At 60.0% G+C, this 16,657-nt stretch carries 16 protein-coding genes and 1 pseudogene; 11 read left to right on the forward strand and 6 right to left on the reverse strand.

The genetic code is table 11. The features are described from left to right. The first annotated feature begins 5 nt into the window (after positions 1-5). The gene (locus ACILSO_RS25825; RefSeq protein WP_395740365.1) at positions 6-677 is read left to right on the forward strand and encodes a response regulator transcription factor; all 672 of its coding nucleotides are present in this window, start codon (positions 6-8) and stop codon (positions 675-677) included. On the opposite strand, the gene ACILSO_RS25830 is transcribed toward ACILSO_RS25825, so the two are convergent. The 3 genes from ACILSO_RS25830 to ACILSO_RS25840 all read right to left on the reverse strand — a co-directional run bounded on the left by ACILSO_RS25830 (position 674) and on the right by ACILSO_RS25840 (position 5,218). After that, positions 674-1,933 (reverse strand): exo-beta-N-acetylmuramidase NamZ domain-containing protein, encoded by a 1,260-nt coding sequence (locus tag ACILSO_RS25830; RefSeq protein WP_395740366.1) that lies wholly within the window; start codon positions 1,931-1,933, stop codon positions 674-676. The two genes, ACILSO_RS25825 and ACILSO_RS25830, sit on opposite strands and share 4 nt — an antisense overlap. A 58-nt stretch (positions 1,934-1,991) precedes the next feature. Next, on the reverse strand, positions 1,992-4,247 hold the full coding sequence (locus ACILSO_RS25835) for a peroxiredoxin family protein (RefSeq protein WP_395740367.1): 2,256 nt from the start codon (positions 4,245-4,247) through the stop codon (positions 1,992-1,994). Positions 4,248-4,354: 107 nt separating this feature from the next. After that, complete coding sequence (locus tag ACILSO_RS25840) at positions 4,355-5,218, reverse strand: ThuA domain-containing protein (RefSeq protein ID WP_395740368.1); 864 nt, start codon at positions 5,216-5,218, stop codon at positions 4,355-4,357. 157 nt (positions 5,219-5,375) lie between these two features. On the opposite strand from ACILSO_RS25840, the gene aroE reads away from it, so the two are divergent. The 6 genes and pseudogenes from aroE to ACILSO_RS25870 all read left to right on the forward strand — a co-directional run bounded on the left by aroE (position 5,376) and on the right by ACILSO_RS25870 (position 10,663). Then, positions 5,376-6,260, forward strand: coding sequence for a shikimate dehydrogenase (gene aroE / locus ACILSO_RS25845; protein ID WP_395740369.1), 885 nt, complete (start codon positions 5,376-5,378; stop codon positions 6,258-6,260). A gap of 16 nt (positions 6,261-6,276) precedes the next feature. After that, the gene (locus tag ACILSO_RS25850) at positions 6,277-6,555 is read left to right on the forward strand and encodes a hypothetical protein (RefSeq protein WP_395740370.1); all 279 of its coding nucleotides are present in this window, start codon (positions 6,277-6,279) and stop codon (positions 6,553-6,555) included. A gap of 749 nt (positions 6,556-7,304) precedes the next feature. Then, positions 7,305-8,033: a translation initiation factor IF-3 gene (gene infC, locus ACILSO_RS25855; protein ID WP_395740371.1), complete on the forward strand. Its 729-nt coding sequence runs from the start codon at positions 7,305-7,307 to the stop codon at positions 8,031-8,033. A gap of 159 nt (positions 8,034-8,192) precedes the next feature. Next, positions 8,193-8,661 (forward strand): annotated as a pseudogene (locus tag ACILSO_RS25860) (contractile injection system tape measure protein). A 12-nt stretch (positions 8,662-8,673) separates the two neighbouring features. Further along, complete coding sequence (locus tag ACILSO_RS25865; RefSeq protein ID WP_395740372.1) at positions 8,674-10,056, forward strand: ATP-binding protein; 1,383 nt, start codon at positions 8,674-8,676, stop codon at positions 10,054-10,056. Between the two features lie 277 nt (positions 10,057-10,333). Continuing rightward, on the forward strand, positions 10,334-10,663 hold the full coding sequence (locus ACILSO_RS25870; protein WP_395740373.1) for a DUF4157 domain-containing protein: 330 nt from the start codon (positions 10,334-10,336) through the stop codon (positions 10,661-10,663). A 47-nt stretch (positions 10,664-10,710) separates the two neighbouring features. Here ACILSO_RS25870 and rpe read toward each other — a convergent pair whose 3' ends face one another. Then, positions 10,711-11,385 (reverse strand): ribulose-phosphate 3-epimerase, encoded by a 675-nt coding sequence (gene rpe, locus ACILSO_RS25875; RefSeq protein ID WP_395740374.1) that lies wholly within the window; start codon positions 11,383-11,385, stop codon positions 10,711-10,713. Positions 11,386-11,463: 78 nt separating this feature from the next. On the opposite strand from rpe, the gene tadA reads away from it, so the two are divergent. Next, positions 11,464-12,021 (forward strand): tRNA adenosine(34) deaminase TadA, encoded by a 558-nt coding sequence (gene tadA, locus ACILSO_RS25880; RefSeq protein WP_395740375.1) that lies wholly within the window; start codon positions 11,464-11,466, stop codon positions 12,019-12,021. 225 nt (positions 12,022-12,246) lie between these two features. Here the strand turns inward: tadA and ACILSO_RS25885 are convergent, their stop codons facing one another. Further along, positions 12,247-12,627 (reverse strand): hypothetical protein, encoded by a 381-nt coding sequence (locus tag ACILSO_RS25885; protein ID WP_395740376.1) that lies wholly within the window; start codon positions 12,625-12,627, stop codon positions 12,247-12,249. A gap of 186 nt (positions 12,628-12,813) precedes the next feature. Further along, positions 12,814-13,449 carry a hypothetical protein gene (locus ACILSO_RS25890; protein WP_395740377.1) on the reverse strand — a complete coding sequence of 212 codons (636 nt, stop codon included), beginning with the start codon at positions 13,447-13,449 and terminating at the stop codon, positions 12,814-12,816. Positions 13,450-13,861: 412 nt separating this feature from the next. Between ACILSO_RS25890 and rpsL the strand changes: the two genes are divergently transcribed. The 3 genes from rpsL to fusA all read left to right on the forward strand — a co-directional run. After that, on the forward strand, positions 13,862-14,266 hold the full coding sequence (gene rpsL, locus ACILSO_RS25895; protein WP_395730645.1) for a 30S ribosomal protein S12: 405 nt from the start codon (positions 13,862-13,864) through the stop codon (positions 14,264-14,266). A gap of 34 nt (positions 14,267-14,300) precedes the next feature. Beyond that, the gene (rpsG, locus tag ACILSO_RS25900) at positions 14,301-14,774 is read left to right on the forward strand and encodes a 30S ribosomal protein S7 (protein ID WP_395740378.1); all 474 of its coding nucleotides are present in this window, start codon (positions 14,301-14,303) and stop codon (positions 14,772-14,774) included. Positions 14,775-14,821: 47 nt separating this feature from the next. Continuing rightward, positions 14,822-16,657 (forward strand): elongation factor G (fusA, locus tag ACILSO_RS25905; RefSeq protein ID WP_395740379.1); only part of this gene is annotated, 1,836 nt, incomplete at its 3' end.

Genomic DNA, 16,657 nt, shown 5'->3' on the forward strand with positions numbered 1-16,657 from the left:
GCTCCATGACCATCCTCCTCGCCGAAGACGATCCAGTCACCCTCGAAAGCCTCGCCGCCTGTTTGCAGCCTGAAGGCTTTCGCACGCTGCTGGCACACGATGGCGAGCAGGCGCTGACCCTTTGGCAGAAGCACAAGCCCGACCTCCTCTGCCTCGACATCATGATGCCCGGCATCGATGGCTACGAAGTCTGCCGCCGCGTGCGTGCGGCAGACTCGACGGTCCCCATCCTCTTTCTGTCCGCCAAGAGCGAAGAGATTGATGTTGTAGTCGGCCTCCGCCTCGGGGCCGATGACTTTGTGCGCAAGCCCTTCGGCAAGCATGAGCTGATCGCCCGCATCGGTTCAGCCCTGCGGCGTACGCAGACGGCCAGAACGGCTGCCGTCAGCTTTCAGCTCGGCCCTCTGCGCGTGTTTCCTGCCGAACTGCGCGCCCAGCGTGATGCCGGCAGCATGGACCTGACGCCGCGTGAAGTGTCCATCCTCAAGCTCCTCCACGAGCGCGCCGGCCAGGTGCTTAGCCGGGATACCATGCTGGATGTCTGTTGGGGCCTCGACTACATGCCGGAAAGCCGCACGCTGGACCAGCACATCGCCAAGCTGCGCAAAAAGATCGAGCGCGAGAGCGAAGAGATCATTGAGACCGTGCGCGGCGTCGGCTACCGCTGGCGTGGTTAGGGGTAGAGTAGGAAGCGCTGTCTCTGAGAGCGGAAGCTCTGGTTGTATCCCTGCCAGCGGGAAACGATGCTCATCGCCGGAACGCCGCGGCGCAGGTCATGGTAGAGTGACTCGCTCCCGTACACCTTGTTAAACAGGTTCAGCTTTGAACCGCTCATGCGCCCGATCACTTTGCCGCCCGTCTGGCGGTTGATCTCTGCCAGCAGCAGCACATCCAGTGCTGTAATGTCCGCCGTCGCGCGCGGGGAAATGTTCAGCCGCACTCCGCCGAAACCATCCTTTGAGTAAGGCGAGAAGCTTACTCCTGGGGTGTTCAGGCGCTGGCAGTAGGCATAGAGCGCCTGCGGGTTCACTCCGCTTCCACCTGCATAGCCAAATGGATTTTCACTGCCGATGCCGATGTCCACCGACGTGGCACCACCGAGGATACCCGTGGCCACGTAATAGAACGGGGAGGTGGCGTGCGGAATGTTCGGGGAGGTCTGATACCAGTGCAGTCCGGTGTCCTGCCAGGTCATGCCACGGGTCCAGCCCTGCATCTTCACAACATCCAGCCTCGGCACCCTTGCCATCCAGCCACGCCCCGCCGCCATCATGGCCAGCTCTCCCGCAGTCATGCCATGCACATAAGGCACCGGAATCTGCCCCACAAACGACTTCCACTTGGCCTCCAGCGGCGGCCCTTCCACCCGCCAGCCACCGATGGGATTGGGGCGGTCCAGCACCACAAACTGCTTCCCACACTCCGCCGCGGCCTCCATCGCCACGATCATCGTGCTTATGTAGGTGTAGCTGCGGCAGCCAATGTCCTGCAGGTCAAACACCAGTACATCAATCGGTGCCAGCATCGCAGGTGTCGGCTTCCGCGTGGGGCCATACAGCGAATAGACCGTCAGCCCCGTCACATTGTCGCGTCGCGTGCTTACATGCAGGCCAGCGCCAATGGTGCCGTCGATGCCGTGTTCCGGCGCATAAAGCGCCACCAGGTTTGGCCCCAGCGCCCGCTGCATCGCCGTGCGCGTCCGTTCCCCACGCCCCGTCATGCTCGTCTGGTTCGTGATCAGCCCCACCCGCTTCCCGCGAATCAAATCAAATCCCCGCGACGCCAGCACATCAATCCCCAGCATAAACGCCTGCGGCTGTTGATAGCCCTGCTGCTGTTGCTGATAAGCCTGCGGAGCAGGCATCTCACACGAAGCAAGAAGCAGCACGGCGCATGTGGCTGCAGCACGAAGAAAAACACGATGGGAAATCATGCCCTGTCTTAACGGCTAATGCCGAAGGCGGCAACGCTGCGGATGCGGAAAAGCAAACTCACTCACTGGCATGCGCCTTGGTGACGGCTGGCACATCGAGTTGCAGCAGGCGCTTTGATTCCTCCAGGGCGAACTTTGCGTCCTTGAAGGGGTCGAAGCTGATGTCCTGCCAGCGCTGCTTGCCGTTCGTGTCGATGAGAATGGTGGCGTGGAGGTTTTCGTTTTCGAAGTCGTCATGCGCGCGCACCTTTTTGAAGGAGGCCAGGCTGGCATCGCTGAGGATGGGGAAGGGGAGGGGCTGGCCTTCTTTGAGATTGAGCTTGGCGCGTATGCCTGAGGCGGCTTCAGGTTTCTCCAGGGTGATGGCGACGAGCTGAATGCCCGCCTTGTCAAAGTCGGCCACCGCTTTGGAGAAAGCCTGCATCTGCTCGACGCAGTGACCGCAGTCATGACCGAGGTAGAAGATGAAGAGGGTGGGTTTCTTTGAGGTGAAGTCGGTGCTTTTGACCGGCTTGCCTTCAAGAGTGAGGGCTTCGAAAACGGGAGCGTCGGGGGCGTGCCAGTGCACGGGACCGAGGGTGGTGATTTCGGGGCGGGTGCCGCTGTCGGTGCGTTTTGGGGCGGCAGCGGGCCAATCGCCTTGAATACCAAAGGTTTTGGCGAGGGCATCGAGGCGCTTGGTGATGGGCAGATCGCGATCCATGGCAAAGGCCAGCTTGCGGGTTTCCGCAAACGCCTTCTTTGCTTCTTCGGTTTTGCCGCATTCCTGCAGGATTTCAGTTTTGGTGGCGAGGCCGACGAGGTCTGGGGTGAAGGATTTGGTGAGTTCTTCGGCTTGTTTTTTGTCGTCGAGCTTGAGCCAGTAGCGCGCGAGGCGCTCTTTGGGGACGTCAGTGGTCTTGAGGTCGGAGAGCAGCTTGGTGGTTTCGGCAGGGCGCGTCGTGGTGTCACTGAGCGCCACGAGTGCTTTGAGTTCGGCGATGGCGTTTGATTTTGCCTTCACTTCCGGCTTGGTGGGCTTCTTCGGCGGTGGGGTGCCGGCGGTTGTGGGAGGGGATTTCTTGGGTTCGGGGAGAGGCTGGGTTTTGGTAGTGTCAGGAGGGGGGGCTTTGGTGTCGATCTTGACGGCTTCGAGGTCCTTGAGGGCGGCGACGAGGGCTGGGGTGTCTTTGAGGTAGTAGGAGGCGATGCCGAGGGCGCGGAGGCGGGTGATGTCGTGGGTGGTCTGGCCGGCGGGGGTGAGGGTGAAGTCTTTGACTTCCTTCCATTGCTCCCATTTGACGTAGGTTTCGATCAAACGGGTTCTGCCGTAGCTGGAGGAGGTGCTGGGTTTTTCGAGGGTGTTGTAGGCGGGGTGGCGGGGGATGGCGATGAGGCTGCGGGCGAGGGCTGCGGCGTCTTTGGCGCGGCCGAGGTCGTTGAAAGTGCGGGTCAGCCACTCCTCATTGTGTGCATAGTTGTGTATCTGATCCGGCAAAATGTAGGTGCGGATCATGTAAGCGTGATCGACCCGGGTGCTGGCCTCCTGCTGCCAGGCGGCGTCGTCGGGGCGCTTCAATTTGGAGAAGGTGTGGCCGGGCATGTGCCACATGTGGGCGATGCCGGGGGCGGACTGGCCGCAGAGGGCGCCGGATTTGAGGGCGAGGATGGGTTTGCTCTGATCCCAAAGGTGGATGCGGTAGTGGTGGGAAGGATGGTTGGGGGAGGCGGCGAAGATCTGGTCGATCAATGCATCCAAAGCCTGAAGGCTGGAGATGGGGGCTTCATCGCGGGAGAACCAGACACGCCAGACGAGGAAGGCCTTGGCCTCGATGTCCTTGGGGTCGTCCTGCACGAGAGTTTCGAAGTCCTTGATGCAGTCGAGGCTCTTTTGCTTTTTGTCGCGCTTGTCGTCATCGCGGTAGAGGTTTTCGAGGGTGGAGATCCACTTCTGCTCGCGAGGGGTGGCCTTGGACTTGAGGGGGGCGGCTTTTTTGATGAAGGCCTTGGCGCGACGCTCGTTGTTCACGTTGGCCATGGACATACCCCAGTAGGCCATGGCGCATTCGGGATCGATGGCAGCCACCTGACGGAAGGAGCGTTCAGCTTCGTAATACCAGAAGCCATGGAGCTGGCCGACACCCTGGGTGAAGAACTTCTGGGCGTCGGGTTTTTTGGAGCTGATGGGGAAATGGATGTCTCCGCACCCCGGCATGAGAACGGCCGCCTGGCGGGGACCTTCGTTGAAGGCTTCACCATTGGCAGAGTGGCCGGGGTCTCCGTAAGCAGGGAAAACCGAGATCGCCGTGAGAAGGATGAGAGGGAAGTGACGCATGTGGAGATGGCTAGAACGCTGATCGTGGCGGGAAACTGAGGATTAAAATGCAAAATGCCCGGTGGTGCTACCGCCGGGCATTCGCAAAGGTTGGGATGGAGTGTGCCTTATTTGCCGTAACCTGGCAGGGCTTTGCCGTTTTCGTCGATGTGGCCGGTGGTCCAGAGGATGGCGCGGGTCACGAGTTCAAGGTAACGGGCGTCTGCGACGGTGGCGGTGTTGTGGCCGATCGTGGTGGAGAAGATTTTGGTCTTGTTCGGGCCGTATTCATTGGTCCAGGCCACGACGCTGGAGGCTTCGGTGGGTTTGGCATCGGGTGGGAGGGTTTCGCCCTTTTTGGCTTTGGGCGGAACGACCTGATGGCCGCTGGCGAGAGCCTTGCCGGTGAGGATCTGCACGTTGTTGTACAGCTCCTCGTTGATGGTGGTCCAGTTTTCGAGGCCCTTGGTGATGGGGTGGGTGGTGTCGGTGAAGGAGATGTCGATGGGCTGCTGAGGGCCGTGGCCGGTGGACTGGAGGCCGAGCATTTCATACCAGCCGGAGTTGTCGGAGCCGGCTTTGACGGGCTCGCGGAAGTTGCCCCAGCGGTAGCTGTGCATGGCACAGTGGAGATTGACGGCGGGCTTGCCGGCCTTGTGGGCATCGAGGATGGCTTTCACATAGGCGGGGTCCGTCACGTCCGCGCTGCATTCGTCGTGAACGATGACGTCGAAGTCCTTGGACCAGTCCTTGGCCTGGTAGATTTCAAAGGTGGCCTTGGTAGACTTGTCGGGGTTGTAGGCGACATCGACGATGGCGTTGAGACGCGCTTCGATGCCATCTTTAAGCACCATGTGCTGCTTGTCATATTCGTGGCAGCAGCCGCCGGCAACGATGAGGACGCGCAGTGGCTTCACAGTGGTGTCCGCGGCCTGGGCCAGAAAGAGGGCGGCGCCTACGGTGAGAGTGAGAAGGGGGAAAAGGAGTCGCATGGGCTGGAGTGTTAAAGAGGGGGAGTATTGGTTGGGAGTGCTGATTGCAGCGTGGATGGAACGGGATGTCGAGCGGGAAAATTGCGGGCTGCTTTGACAGGCGGTGGTTCTGCGGCATGTCTGCGGCGTGGGAGATTTTTTAACGTTTGAAGATTTGATGAACTGGGACGCGGTGGCGGGGCGCTTTGCGCCGCCTGCACGACTGGCGGTGATCGGCGATCCGATCGGCCACTCACGCAGCCCGCAGATGCACAACCCGGCGCTGAAAGCCTGCGGGAAGGACGCGCAATACATCCGGGTGCAGGTGCCGGTGGGACGGGTGGCGGAGGCGTTCCGGCAGTTTGCCGCCTGCGGCTTCCTCGGCGTGAACATCACCATTCCCCACAAATTTGAAGCGCTGGATGCGGTGGATGTGCTCGACTCTCTGGCGAAACAGCTCGGCGCGGTGAATACGCTTGCCATTCGCGAGGGCAGGCTGCATGGCTACAACAGCGACGGCCCGGGCTTTCTGCGAAGCGTGAGGGAGGCCTTTGGCGCGGAAATTCAAGATTTGCGAGTGCTGATTCTCGGAGCAGGTGGTGGCGCCGGCCGGGCGGTGGCGGTGCAGAGCGCGCTCAGCGGCTGCCCAAAGCTGACGCTGGTGAATCGATCCCGGTCGAAGGCGGAAGCCGTGGCTGCGGAAATTGGAGCTCTCGGGGGCAGCCCTGATGTGTGCGTCCGGCCGTGGGAGGATGAGGCCTTAAGAGAAGCACTGGCAGACACCGACCTGATTGTGAATGCAACCTCTCTGGGAATGAAAGCCGATGACGCCCGGCTGCTTCCCTCTGATGCGGTGGAAGCGCGGCATCTTGTCTTTGACATGGTCTATCGCGCTGGAGGAGAAACCACCCTTCTGGCGGATGCGCATGTGGCAGGGGCCCAAACCGTGGATGGTCTGACGCTGCTGCTGCATCAGGGGGCGATCTCCTTTGAGCACTGGTTTGGCCAGCCTGCCCCGCTGGAGGTGATGCGTGAGGGCTTGCAGAACGCAGTGAAGGCGTGAGATTATCCCCTATCGAATGACTTCTTCGCGCCATTTTGTACTCAGCTTTTTCGGGCCCATGCTCGCGGCGGGCGCCTTTTGCGGGCTCACGCTGCTGATGTGGAACTTTCTGGAAAAGCACCACATCCCGCCGCTGGTGACCATGCTGGTGGGCGGGCTGGGGGTGGGAATGGCGACACGCTGGTTTGTGAGAAACTGCGTTTCCGTGACCTGCCCGTTCTGCCGCGGGCAGAGCTATGAGATCCCGAACCGGGCGAACCGTTTCATGTGCCAGGTCTGTGGCAAAGATCATTAGACCAACTCTTAAAAATCTTGTCACATTGCCCGGGCGGGGGGAGATGCCCCATTGGCTGCGTTGGTCGCTTGCCTGTTATCTCAAATAGCAGATGGCGCTCCCGCCTTGCCACTGAGGCCGCTGCGCTCGCCGGTCAAAATGACCATTTTTTTAAGAACTGGTTTAGGAAATGTCGCAAGAAAATAAATCGGCTTGCTGAAAGTCATGAAAGTCGTTACCTATGGCGAGCGTTTGAGTCCATAGGCTCTGCCAGCGGCTTTCACAGAAAGCGCTCTTTTTCGATTTTTTTCTCAGCATGATTTTATTTTTGACGCGCCCACACACCCCGCATGAACGGGAGAAGGCGAGCGCGTGCGTGCTGGAAGCGAGTCCGCGCTGATCATGATGTTTTTTTCAGCGCGCTTTTCCCAAACCCTTTTCCAGGTGCCTGCCACACGGCGGCCTGGAGTTCTGAACACACCCGGAGGTATCCCATAAGCAATCCATTCCAGCAGTTGAGCGGCGGCAATTTTGCGCCACGTCCCCAGCAAAACCAAGGCACAGGCGGTCCGCCGAGGCCAGCAGGTCCGTCAGGCCCAGCGAACTCGGCACCGCGCCCGGCCGGGCCACCGATGGGTGCCCCACGTCCAAGCGGGCCTCCGCGCCCCGCAGGTGGCTATCAGGGATCAGGTGGTGGCTTCCGTCCAGGTGGTGGTAACCGCCCAGGCGGCCGGGATCGTCCGAACGGTCGTTTTGTGGATCAGACCCGTGTGAACGAGCGCATCCGTGCGCCGAAGGTGCGCGTGGTTGAGGAGGATGGCCATCATCAGCTGGGCATCCTGGCGACGTCTCAGGCGATTCGAATCGCGAAAGAACGCGGTCTGGACTTGGTGGAAGTGGCGCCGAACGCGGACCCGCCCGTGTGCAAGATCGTCAACTACGGGAAGTACAAATACATCCAGGAGAAGCACAAGAAGGAGGCTCATAAGCACCAGAAGGGCGGCAAGGTGAAGGAAATGAAATTCCGCATCGGCATCGACCCGCATGACTACCTGATCAAGATCACGCACGCGGAAGACTTCCTGGCAGAAGGGCACAAGGTGCGCATTCAGCTGCAGTTCCGCGGACGCCAGATGGCGCACCAGGAGCTCGGCCACCAGCTTGCCAAGAAGATCAAAGAAGATCTCATCACCATGGGGCACGTTGACCAGGATCCGCGCATGGCCGGCCGTAACATCAACATGCAGCTGAGCCCGCTGCCGGAGCGCCAGCGCCACCGTAAGTTCAAGACGCACCTCAAAGGAGTCACGGAGCATCACGAAATCGAGCATCACGAGGGGCATGACCCGCGTGAGGACAAGCATGACGAGAATGACGATCACCATGATGACGACCATCATGATGAGAATCATAGCGATGCTGCCGCCGCGCCTGTGGCCCAAGCACCGGCGCCGGCTCCGAAGGCGGCCAAGCCGCCGCCCACACCGCCGCTGGAGTAGCAAAGCATTTACACCCACCACGAAGGGGCAGGAGTTTACGCTCCCGCCCTTTTTTCTTATTCCAATGAATCACGATAACGGGGGCTGCTTTGGGTGTTTTGATAGTATCGTGCCGCCGTGAATACGGGAGACTCATACGACATTGATAATGCTGGGCTGGTGATCCTCTCGCCGTTCTTTGGCAAGCTGCACGAGAAGCATGGCCTGCTCGAAAAGGGTCGCTTCCGAGATCACGCGGCGGCGGAGCGCGGGGTGCATCTGCTCCAGGCCGTCGTTACCGAGGAGGCTGCGGTGCCGGAGCAGGCGCTGATCCTGAACAAGGTACTCTGCGGACTCGCGCCGGACATCCCTGTGGTGCGTGAAGACGGTCTGGCGGAGCAGGATCGTACGCACACGCAGATGCTCCTGCAGTGCCATTCAGAACTGGCCAGTTGTGGGCAATGTCTCCATTGACGGCTTTCGCGCCTCCTTCCTCTGGCGACTTGGTAAACTCACCCGAGGGGAGGATTGCTGGCTGCTCACGATTGAGCACCGTGGCATTGATGTGCTCATGTCCTCGATCCCATGGAGCTTTGCCGTGATCAAGTCGCTGTGGATGGCTGATCCCTTGTATGTGGACTGGGTCTGAAATTTGATCCTGATGAAAACCAAACACAGTCCCGAAGACAGGCCGAAAGAGGGCCATCCGGAAAGCCTCGATTTCGCCACCGTGGCCGGCCGTGAGATGGCCTGGCTGGAGCAGTACATTGAAATCCGGCTGCCTGCCTACTTTAAGGGCATCTCCGCTGCTGAAGCACCCACGCCGCCGCCGCCTTCTTATGAGCCAGGAGCGCATGCCTTCGGGGATCTCATTTTGCGCCTGAAGATGAAGCACGAGGAGCGCCTGCTGCTGGCGCTCGCGCTCGCACCTATCGTTGCGCCGCAGATTCTCGACATCTTTCTTCATCACACGGCGGAACGGGAACACCTCACCGAATTCGGCGGGATCAAAGGCACCACGCATCGTGGATTTTTGCCCACGGGAGAAACGGCCTTGTTTTTGCTCGCAGGCACTGATCTCGCACTGAGGTTCAGCCTGCTGCCGCTGCTGGAGCCGGAGCATTGCCTCTACCGCGAAAACATCCTGCGCTATCAGCGTCCGGCGGAAAATGAGCCGCCGCAGTGTGGCGGCCTCATGATTGCCCCGGCTTTTCTGCGGCGGATGATCAGCGGTGAAGAACAGAAGCCGGACTTCAGCACCGATTTTCCGGCCAAGCGCCTCATGACGCATCTGACCTGGGATGATCTCGTCCTCACGCCGGATGTGATGGCGCAGGTGGTGGAAATCAACTCGTGGGCGAAGCACGGCAGGACGCTGCTCGATGAGTGGGGCCTCGGTCGGCGGATCTCGACTGGGTATAAGGTTCTCTTCCACGGCCCGCCCGGCACCGGCAAGACGCTCACGGCTTGCCTGCTGGGGCAGTCGCAGGGTGTGGATGTCTGTCGCGTCGACCTGTCGCAGGTGGTTTCCAAATACATCGGCGAGACGGAAAAGAATCTGGCCGGCGTGTTTGATCAGGCCACGGACAAGAACTGGATTCTCTTCTTTGACGAAGCGGATGCATTGTTTGGCCAACGGACTCAGACGCCGCAGTCGAATGATTGCGACGCCAATCTAGGGGTGGCCTGCCTGCTGCAACGCGTTGAGGACTTCCCCGGTTTGGTGATTTTCGCGAGCCATTCTCGCGCGAATCTGGCCCCGGCCTTTTCACGCCGCCTCCAAGGAAGCATTTACTTTGCGCCGCCGGACCGCACCCAGCGCCGCCGCCTGTGGGAGAGCGCTTTCCCGCCTGGCCTCACACTGGAGCCTGAGGTGCAGCTCGAAGATCTGGCGCGCGAGTATGAAGTGACCGGTGGCCAGATCGTGAACGTGGTGCGCTACTGCGCGCTCAAAGCCATCGAGCGAGGGCCACGTGTGATCCATCTGAAAGACATCCGGTGCGGTCTGAAGCGAGAACTGGGGAAGGAAGGGCGCGCGGGGTGATGCATGGTTGAAAATCATGGGGCAGATGAGCATTGAGCCGCATGAGCGTTGCGGAGAAGGGGGCGTCCTGTCTCTGGTTCGAACCCTCTCGGGGATGTGGAGCGTTGTAGGAGCAGTGTGATCCCGATTTTTTAAACCATAGCAGAGGACGCGTTCAGTGAGGCCCGCAGGGCGGCATGACGGTTGTCTCAGCGCGGCCCAAACTCAAAGGAGATTTTACACTTGTCCGTCTCAAGATAGGTTCTGCATATCTTTGAAGCCGCAAAAAGTCCCGATCATGAACGCAGCGAATCACACAGGTCTGCCCGACAAACTCAAGGAGGGCGTCGAGGCTCTCTCCGGCCTCTCGCTCGATGGCGTGAAAGTTCACCGTAACTCTGCCAAACCCGCGCAGCTCAACGCCCACGCTTATGCCCAGGGGGACGACATCCACTTTGCTCAAGGGCAGGAAAATCATCTGCCGCATGAAGCGTGGCATGTGGTGCAGCAGGCGGAGTGCCGGGTAAGGCCCCGGGGGCAATTCAAAGGCAGCGTGCTGGTGAATGACGATGCAGGGCTGGAGCGGGAGGCTGATGTGATGGGACAGGCCGCGATAAGGCAGGACTGAACAGGATAGCTGCCAGTCGTGAGATCGATGAAGCGGTCTGTGAGACTCTATGCCACGGAGCCGGCGAGATCCTGCATGGCTTGCTTCATGTCCGGCGGGCCGAAGGAGGAGGTGCCGCAGACGAAGAGGTTGGCGCCGTGCTGTTTGGCGATGGGGGCGGTGTTGGTGTAGATGCCGCCATCCACTTCGAGGTGGAATTTGAGGCCGTGGGCGTCGCGGTAGTCGCGTGCAGCGGCGAGCTTGGGCATGGTTTCCTTTTCCATGAAGGGCTGGCCGCCGAAGCCGGGGACGACGGTCATGATGAGGAGGAGGTCGATGTCCTGCACGTAGGGCAGGGCGGCCTCAAAGGGGGTGCTGGGGTGCAGGGCGAGGCCGCAGTGCAAGCCGGCGGCGCGGATACGCTTGAGGGTTTCGGCGACGCTGGTGTCGTAGGTGGCTTCAACGTGAATGGTGATGTTCTGGGCACCGGCTTTGATGAAGCGCTCCAGGTAGTGATCCGGCCGGTGGATCATGAGGTGCACGTCGAGATACATGTCTGTGCATTTGCGGACGGTCTGCACCATTTGCGGGCCAAAGGAAATGTTGTCCACGAAACTGCCGTCCATGACATCGAGGTGCAGCCACTGGGCTCCGGCAGCTGAGGCGCGTTTGACTTCGGAGTCGATCTTCGACCAGTCAGAGGCGAGCAGGGAAGGGAGGATGAGGTTTGTGGTGTGATGCATGCCTTCTTCTTAAAGGGGCAAGGTCTCAAGTTTCAAGTTTCAAGTTTCAAGTTTCAAGTTGTGCGGTTACAACACGCCGTGGACGAGCCTCTGATCATCAATCCTTTCGACGACGAACATTTCATGCGCGAGGCGCTGCGGCAGGCACGCAAGGCGGCGAAGCAGGATGAGGTGCCCATTGGCGCGGTGATTGTTCATCAGGGCAGCATCATTGGCCGTGCGTGGAATCAGGTGGAGACGCTGAAGGATGCCACAGCGCATGCGGAGATGCTGGCGCTGACGCAAGCGGAGAGCGCGCTGGGGGACTGGCGGCTGACGGATTGTGATCTGTATGTGACGAAGGAGCCGTGCCCGATGTGTGCGGGGGCGATCATGCACTGCCGTGTACGGCGGGTGATCTTTGGCTGTCCGGATGTCAAGGGTGGGGCGGCAGGTGGATTTTGGAACCTCCTGCAGGCGCCGAATTTGAATCACCGGACAGAGATTACTCCGGGGGTGCTGAATGACGACTGTGTGCGGATCCTGAAGGAGTTCTTTGCCGAGGCGCGGAGGCGCCGTGCGGAAGGGCTGCAGCATAAGAAGGGGGCGGCGAAGGAAAGGGCGGATGAGGGGGGACTGGTGTTTGACGGGCCGTGAGGTGATGGTGAGGAGTGATGGATGGGTGGATGGTGCTTGAAATGGGGCGATGGAGATGGGATGGGGAACCCTGAGCCGTGTAGGTTCGGCAGACGTGGCCCCGGCTCATTGGAAGGGGGTGACGACAGCCTGTGTTTTCTTTGAGGGACGGCTCGGCCTTCCTAGCTCCTGCGAATGAAGGAAGTGTGAGAACGGGCCGGGGCTGCAGATGTGGAGGCAAAGCGGTCATGCCGCCTCCGCCAGCACTTGATCGCAGATTTTTTCGCGGAGATAGTTGAGGAGTTCGCGTGGGGTTTGGTTGCGGTTCTGACTTTCCACCCGCCCCCAGTTGAGCAGGGGCCAGAGCTGGAGGAGGGGCATGCCGTTTGAGCTCAGGGTGAGGGTGTTGCCACAACGGCAGTTGGCCAGGGAGACAGTGCCGACGGGGCGGAGGGGCTGCCAGTTGCCGAGTTCGGCGTCGTAGGGGATGGCATCGCCCTGGTGCTCGGTGTTTTGAAGGTACTCACGAAAGGTGGGATACTCGCGCTGGCACAAGGGGCAGGTAAGGGGGAAGAGGCCCTCCAGGTGATTGCGCATGGCAGTGACGACTTCGGCTTCGGTCATCATCGGATGTCGCCTGGCTGAAGTGATGGGGATGGGTCTCGGAGCACTGGAGGATATGGAACCTTCCAGCCAGCCGGCCGTTCAATTCATAAGCAGCTTTTTTTTGATGGGGCCTCAGCAAGGGTAAAGGGACCTCCCAAGGGGGCATCGGCGCCCAACCGTGCCGTTGTCTCCTGGCGCGTTCTCCAGCTAAGGAGCGTATCCGGCGAAGGAAGCGACGACACGGGGCTCGCTGCCGGCTTTAAGTGCAAACACCTCGCAACTCGCGGCGTAGGGATCGCCGGTGTACCTCGTGCCGAGGTCGTCGGCGAAGTCTTGAAGGAGTTCTGCGTTGGCGGGGAAGACATACAGAGCGTGGCGGTCAGGCGCGGCCACCCAGATCTCCGGGCCGAAGAGTTCGGCAAAAATTTTGGGCAGGGAAGGAGCCACCAGCAGGGTGGCGTAGAGGGAGGACTCACCGCGATAAACCGCGTAGGCGATCTTGCCGTCGTCTCCTTTGATGAGCTCGGGTTTGATCTGCAGGAGGCGTTTGTCTGCAGCGGACTTGGCGCGGGCGGCGAAAGATTCGACGCTGAGGCCCAGCTTGGCGAAGCTTTCTTCTGAATGCACCTCCACACCAGTGAGGGCGGTGGTGGACTCACGGAAGCAGGTGAGAACGGTCTCCTGAGAATTGGGCAGCGTGATGGAGTAGGGGCCGCGCATAGCTTTCGGCTCGGGCATGAGAAGGAGAGACTCGAGCTTGCGGTCCGGAGCGGCGGGCTGCTGGGAGAACAGAGGAATGGCCGACAGGAGCAGCAGGAGGCAGGAAAACGGAATCGGGCGCATGAGACGGAAATGTGGAGCGGAGAGGCGGGGGAAGCAAATGGCGCGGATCTCGCACGAGACCGTGGGAGAGTCCGGCATAGAAACATGCAAGAAGGACCCAGGGAGGGCTCAAGGGGAGCGAAAACGACGTTGGCAGAGCAAGTTCTTCACAATGGAAGGGGTATTCGGCCTGAAAATGGGAATAAATGTTTCAAAAAGCTTTAAAAAGAGCTTGCGGGGTCTCGGGGACTCGCCAGAATGCGCGCTCCCAAGGCCCAGCCTCCCCCATGAAGCTGGCAAATAAAGAACCTCCACGGAGGCTCTTCATTATCGGAACCAGAACCGGAAAAGTCTGCGTATGCTCACTGTGAGCATGGCGCGCTGTCTCCTGATACTGGCTCCGATAAGCCAAGGATCACAGCTCTTTCACACCATGCCCACCATCAATCAACTCGTCAGACACGGCCGCAAAGACAAAGCGGTAAAGTCGAAGTCTCCTGCGCTTGCAAAGTGCCCGCAGCGTCGCGGCGTCTGCCTTCAGGTGATGACCCGCACCCCGAAGAAGCCAAACTCCGCTCTTCGTAAGGTGGCCAAAGTTCGTCTGACCAACGGTTACGAAGTCATCGCCTACATCGGTGGTGAAGGTCACAATCTTCAGGAGCACAGCATCGTGCTCGTCCGTGGTGGTCGTGTGAAAGACTTGCCCGGTGTGCGTTACCACATCGTCCGCGGTACGCTTGACTGCCTTGGCGTTGACGCCCGTCGTCGTGGCCGTTCCAAGTATGGTGCAAAGCGTCCGAAGGCTGGCGCCGCCGCAGCTGCTGCGAAGAAGAAATAATTTTCTCTGACCCCACCCTTTATCTCATACCGTCATGGCCCGCAGAAAACGCGTTTATAACAAAGAGGTTCGCAAGGACAGCCGCTACGACAGCGAACTCGTCGCAGCCCTCATCAGCAACATCATGCTTGATGGCAAGAAGTCGCTCGCCGAGCGCATCGTCTACTCCGCCATTGAGGCGCTCAACGACAAGACCGACAGTGTCGATCCTCTTGAGCTCTTCAACCGTGCGATTGAGAACACGAAGCCACGCGTGGAAGTCAAGGCCCGCCGTGTGGGTGGTGCCACCTACCAGGTGCCGCTTGAAGTTTCCCCCCGCCGTCAGGAATCCCTGGCCATGCGCTGGATCGTTGGTTTCGCCCGCGGCCGCAAGGGCCAGGCAATGCACCGCGCACTGGCCAATGAGCTGAAGGACGCCGCACAAGGGCAGGGGAATGCCGTCCGCAAGCGCGACGACGTCCACAAGCAGGCACAGGCGAACCGCGCGTTCGCTCACTTCCGCTTCTAATTCACCTCCGATTTACTTTCTCGTCCCCTTTACGTTTTAACGACCCCATGTCGAACCCCAATTCCCCCAACCGCGAATTCCCACTTGAGCGCACCCGTAACATCGGGATCTGCGCCCACATCGACGCGGGCAAGACGACCCTGACAGAGCGTATTCTGTTCTACACCGGCATGATCCACAAGATCGGTGAAGTGCATGACGGTGCTGCCACCACCGACTGGATGGAGCAGGAAAAGGAGCGCGGCATCACCATCACCTCCGCCGCTGTGACTGCCAAGTGGAAGCAGCTGAAGGAAGCCGGCATTTATAAGAGCCGCGAGCTGGAAGACATCCGCGTGAACATCATCGACACCCCCGGACACGTGGACTTCACCGCTGAAGTGGAACGTTCCCTCCGCGTGCTCGATGGCGCGATCTTCGTGCTTTGCGGCGTGGCTGGTGTGCAGCCCCAGTCTGAAACGGTGTACCGCCAGGCTGAGAAGTATGGTGTGCCTCGTATCGCCTTCGTGAACAAAATGGACCGCACCGGCGCCAACTTCGCCAACGTGGTCAACGATGTGCGCAAGAAGCTGGGTGCTCCTGCATTTCCGATTCTGATTCCGATTGGTGCTGAGGACAACCTCATCGGCCAGATCGACGTGGTGAACCAGAAGTCCATCATCTATTCTGACGACGAAAAGTTTGGCTCCAAGTATAATGTGCGTGACCTCGAAGGTGACGAGGTTGCCACGGCCAAGGCCGCCTATGATGAGCTTCTCGACGCTGTCTGCAGCAACGACGAAGAACTGGGCATGATGTTCCTCGAAGAACAGCCCATCGGCCCGAAAGAACTCAAAGCCGGCCTGCGCCGCGCGGTGATCGCCAACAAGATCATCCCGATGGCTGGTGGCTCCGCCTTCAAGAACAAGGGCGTGCAGTATCTGATCGACGCAGTGATCGACTATCTCCCCGGTCCGCTCGACATCGAAGCCCAGAAGGGCACCGTGGTGGACGAACCCGAAAACATCGTGGAAGCCAAGCCGGACGACAACGGCAAGTTCATCGCTCTCGGCTTCAAGCTCTGGTCCGACAAGTTTGGCCGTCTCGTGTTCTTCCGTGTGTATTCCGGCAAGGTTTCCAAAGGTGACACGATCTACAATCCCCGCACCCGCAAGTCCGAGCGTGTGGGCCGCTTGATCCAGATTCAAGCCGCCGTCCATAAGGACATCGACACCTGCTATTCTGGCGATATCGCCGCCCTCGTGGGTGTGAAGGACGTCCGCACTGGCGACACCTTCTGCGATGAGAGCCTCGAAGTTCAGCTTGAGCCGCCAACCTTCCCAGAACCGGTTATCTCGATGGCCGTCGAGCCAAAGACCAAGGGCGACCAGGAAAAGATGGGCAACGCCCTCCAGCGCCTCTCCGAAGAAGATCCTACTTTCTTCGTCAAGACCGACGAAGAAACCGGCCAGACCATCATCGCCGGCATGGGCGAGCTTCACTTGGAAATTCTTTGCGACCGCCTCAAGCGCGAGCACAAGGTGGAAACCAACACTGGCAAGCCACAGATCGCCTACCGCGAAACCCTCACGAAGGAAGCCGATGGCGAAGGCAAGCTGGTCAAGCAGTCCGGTGGCCGCGGTCAGTATGGCCACGTCGTCATCAAGGTGCGCCCTGGTGAAAAGGGCTCCGGCATCGTCGTCGAAAACAAGGTCGTCGGTGGTACCATTCCGAAAGAATTCATCAACCCAGCCAAGGCAGGCTGCATCGAAGCCGCTCTCAACGGCATCATCGCCGGTTACCCGGTGATCGACATGCACATCGACCTGGTCGATGGGTCGAGCCACGAAGTGGACTCCAACGAAAACGCGTTCAAGATGGCAGGCATCTTCGCCGTCAAAGAC

The sequence above is a fragment of the Prosthecobacter sp. genome, assembly GCF_044226605.1.
Classification (GTDB): domain Bacteria; phylum Verrucomicrobiota; class Verrucomicrobiia; order Verrucomicrobiales; family Verrucomicrobiaceae; genus Prosthecobacter.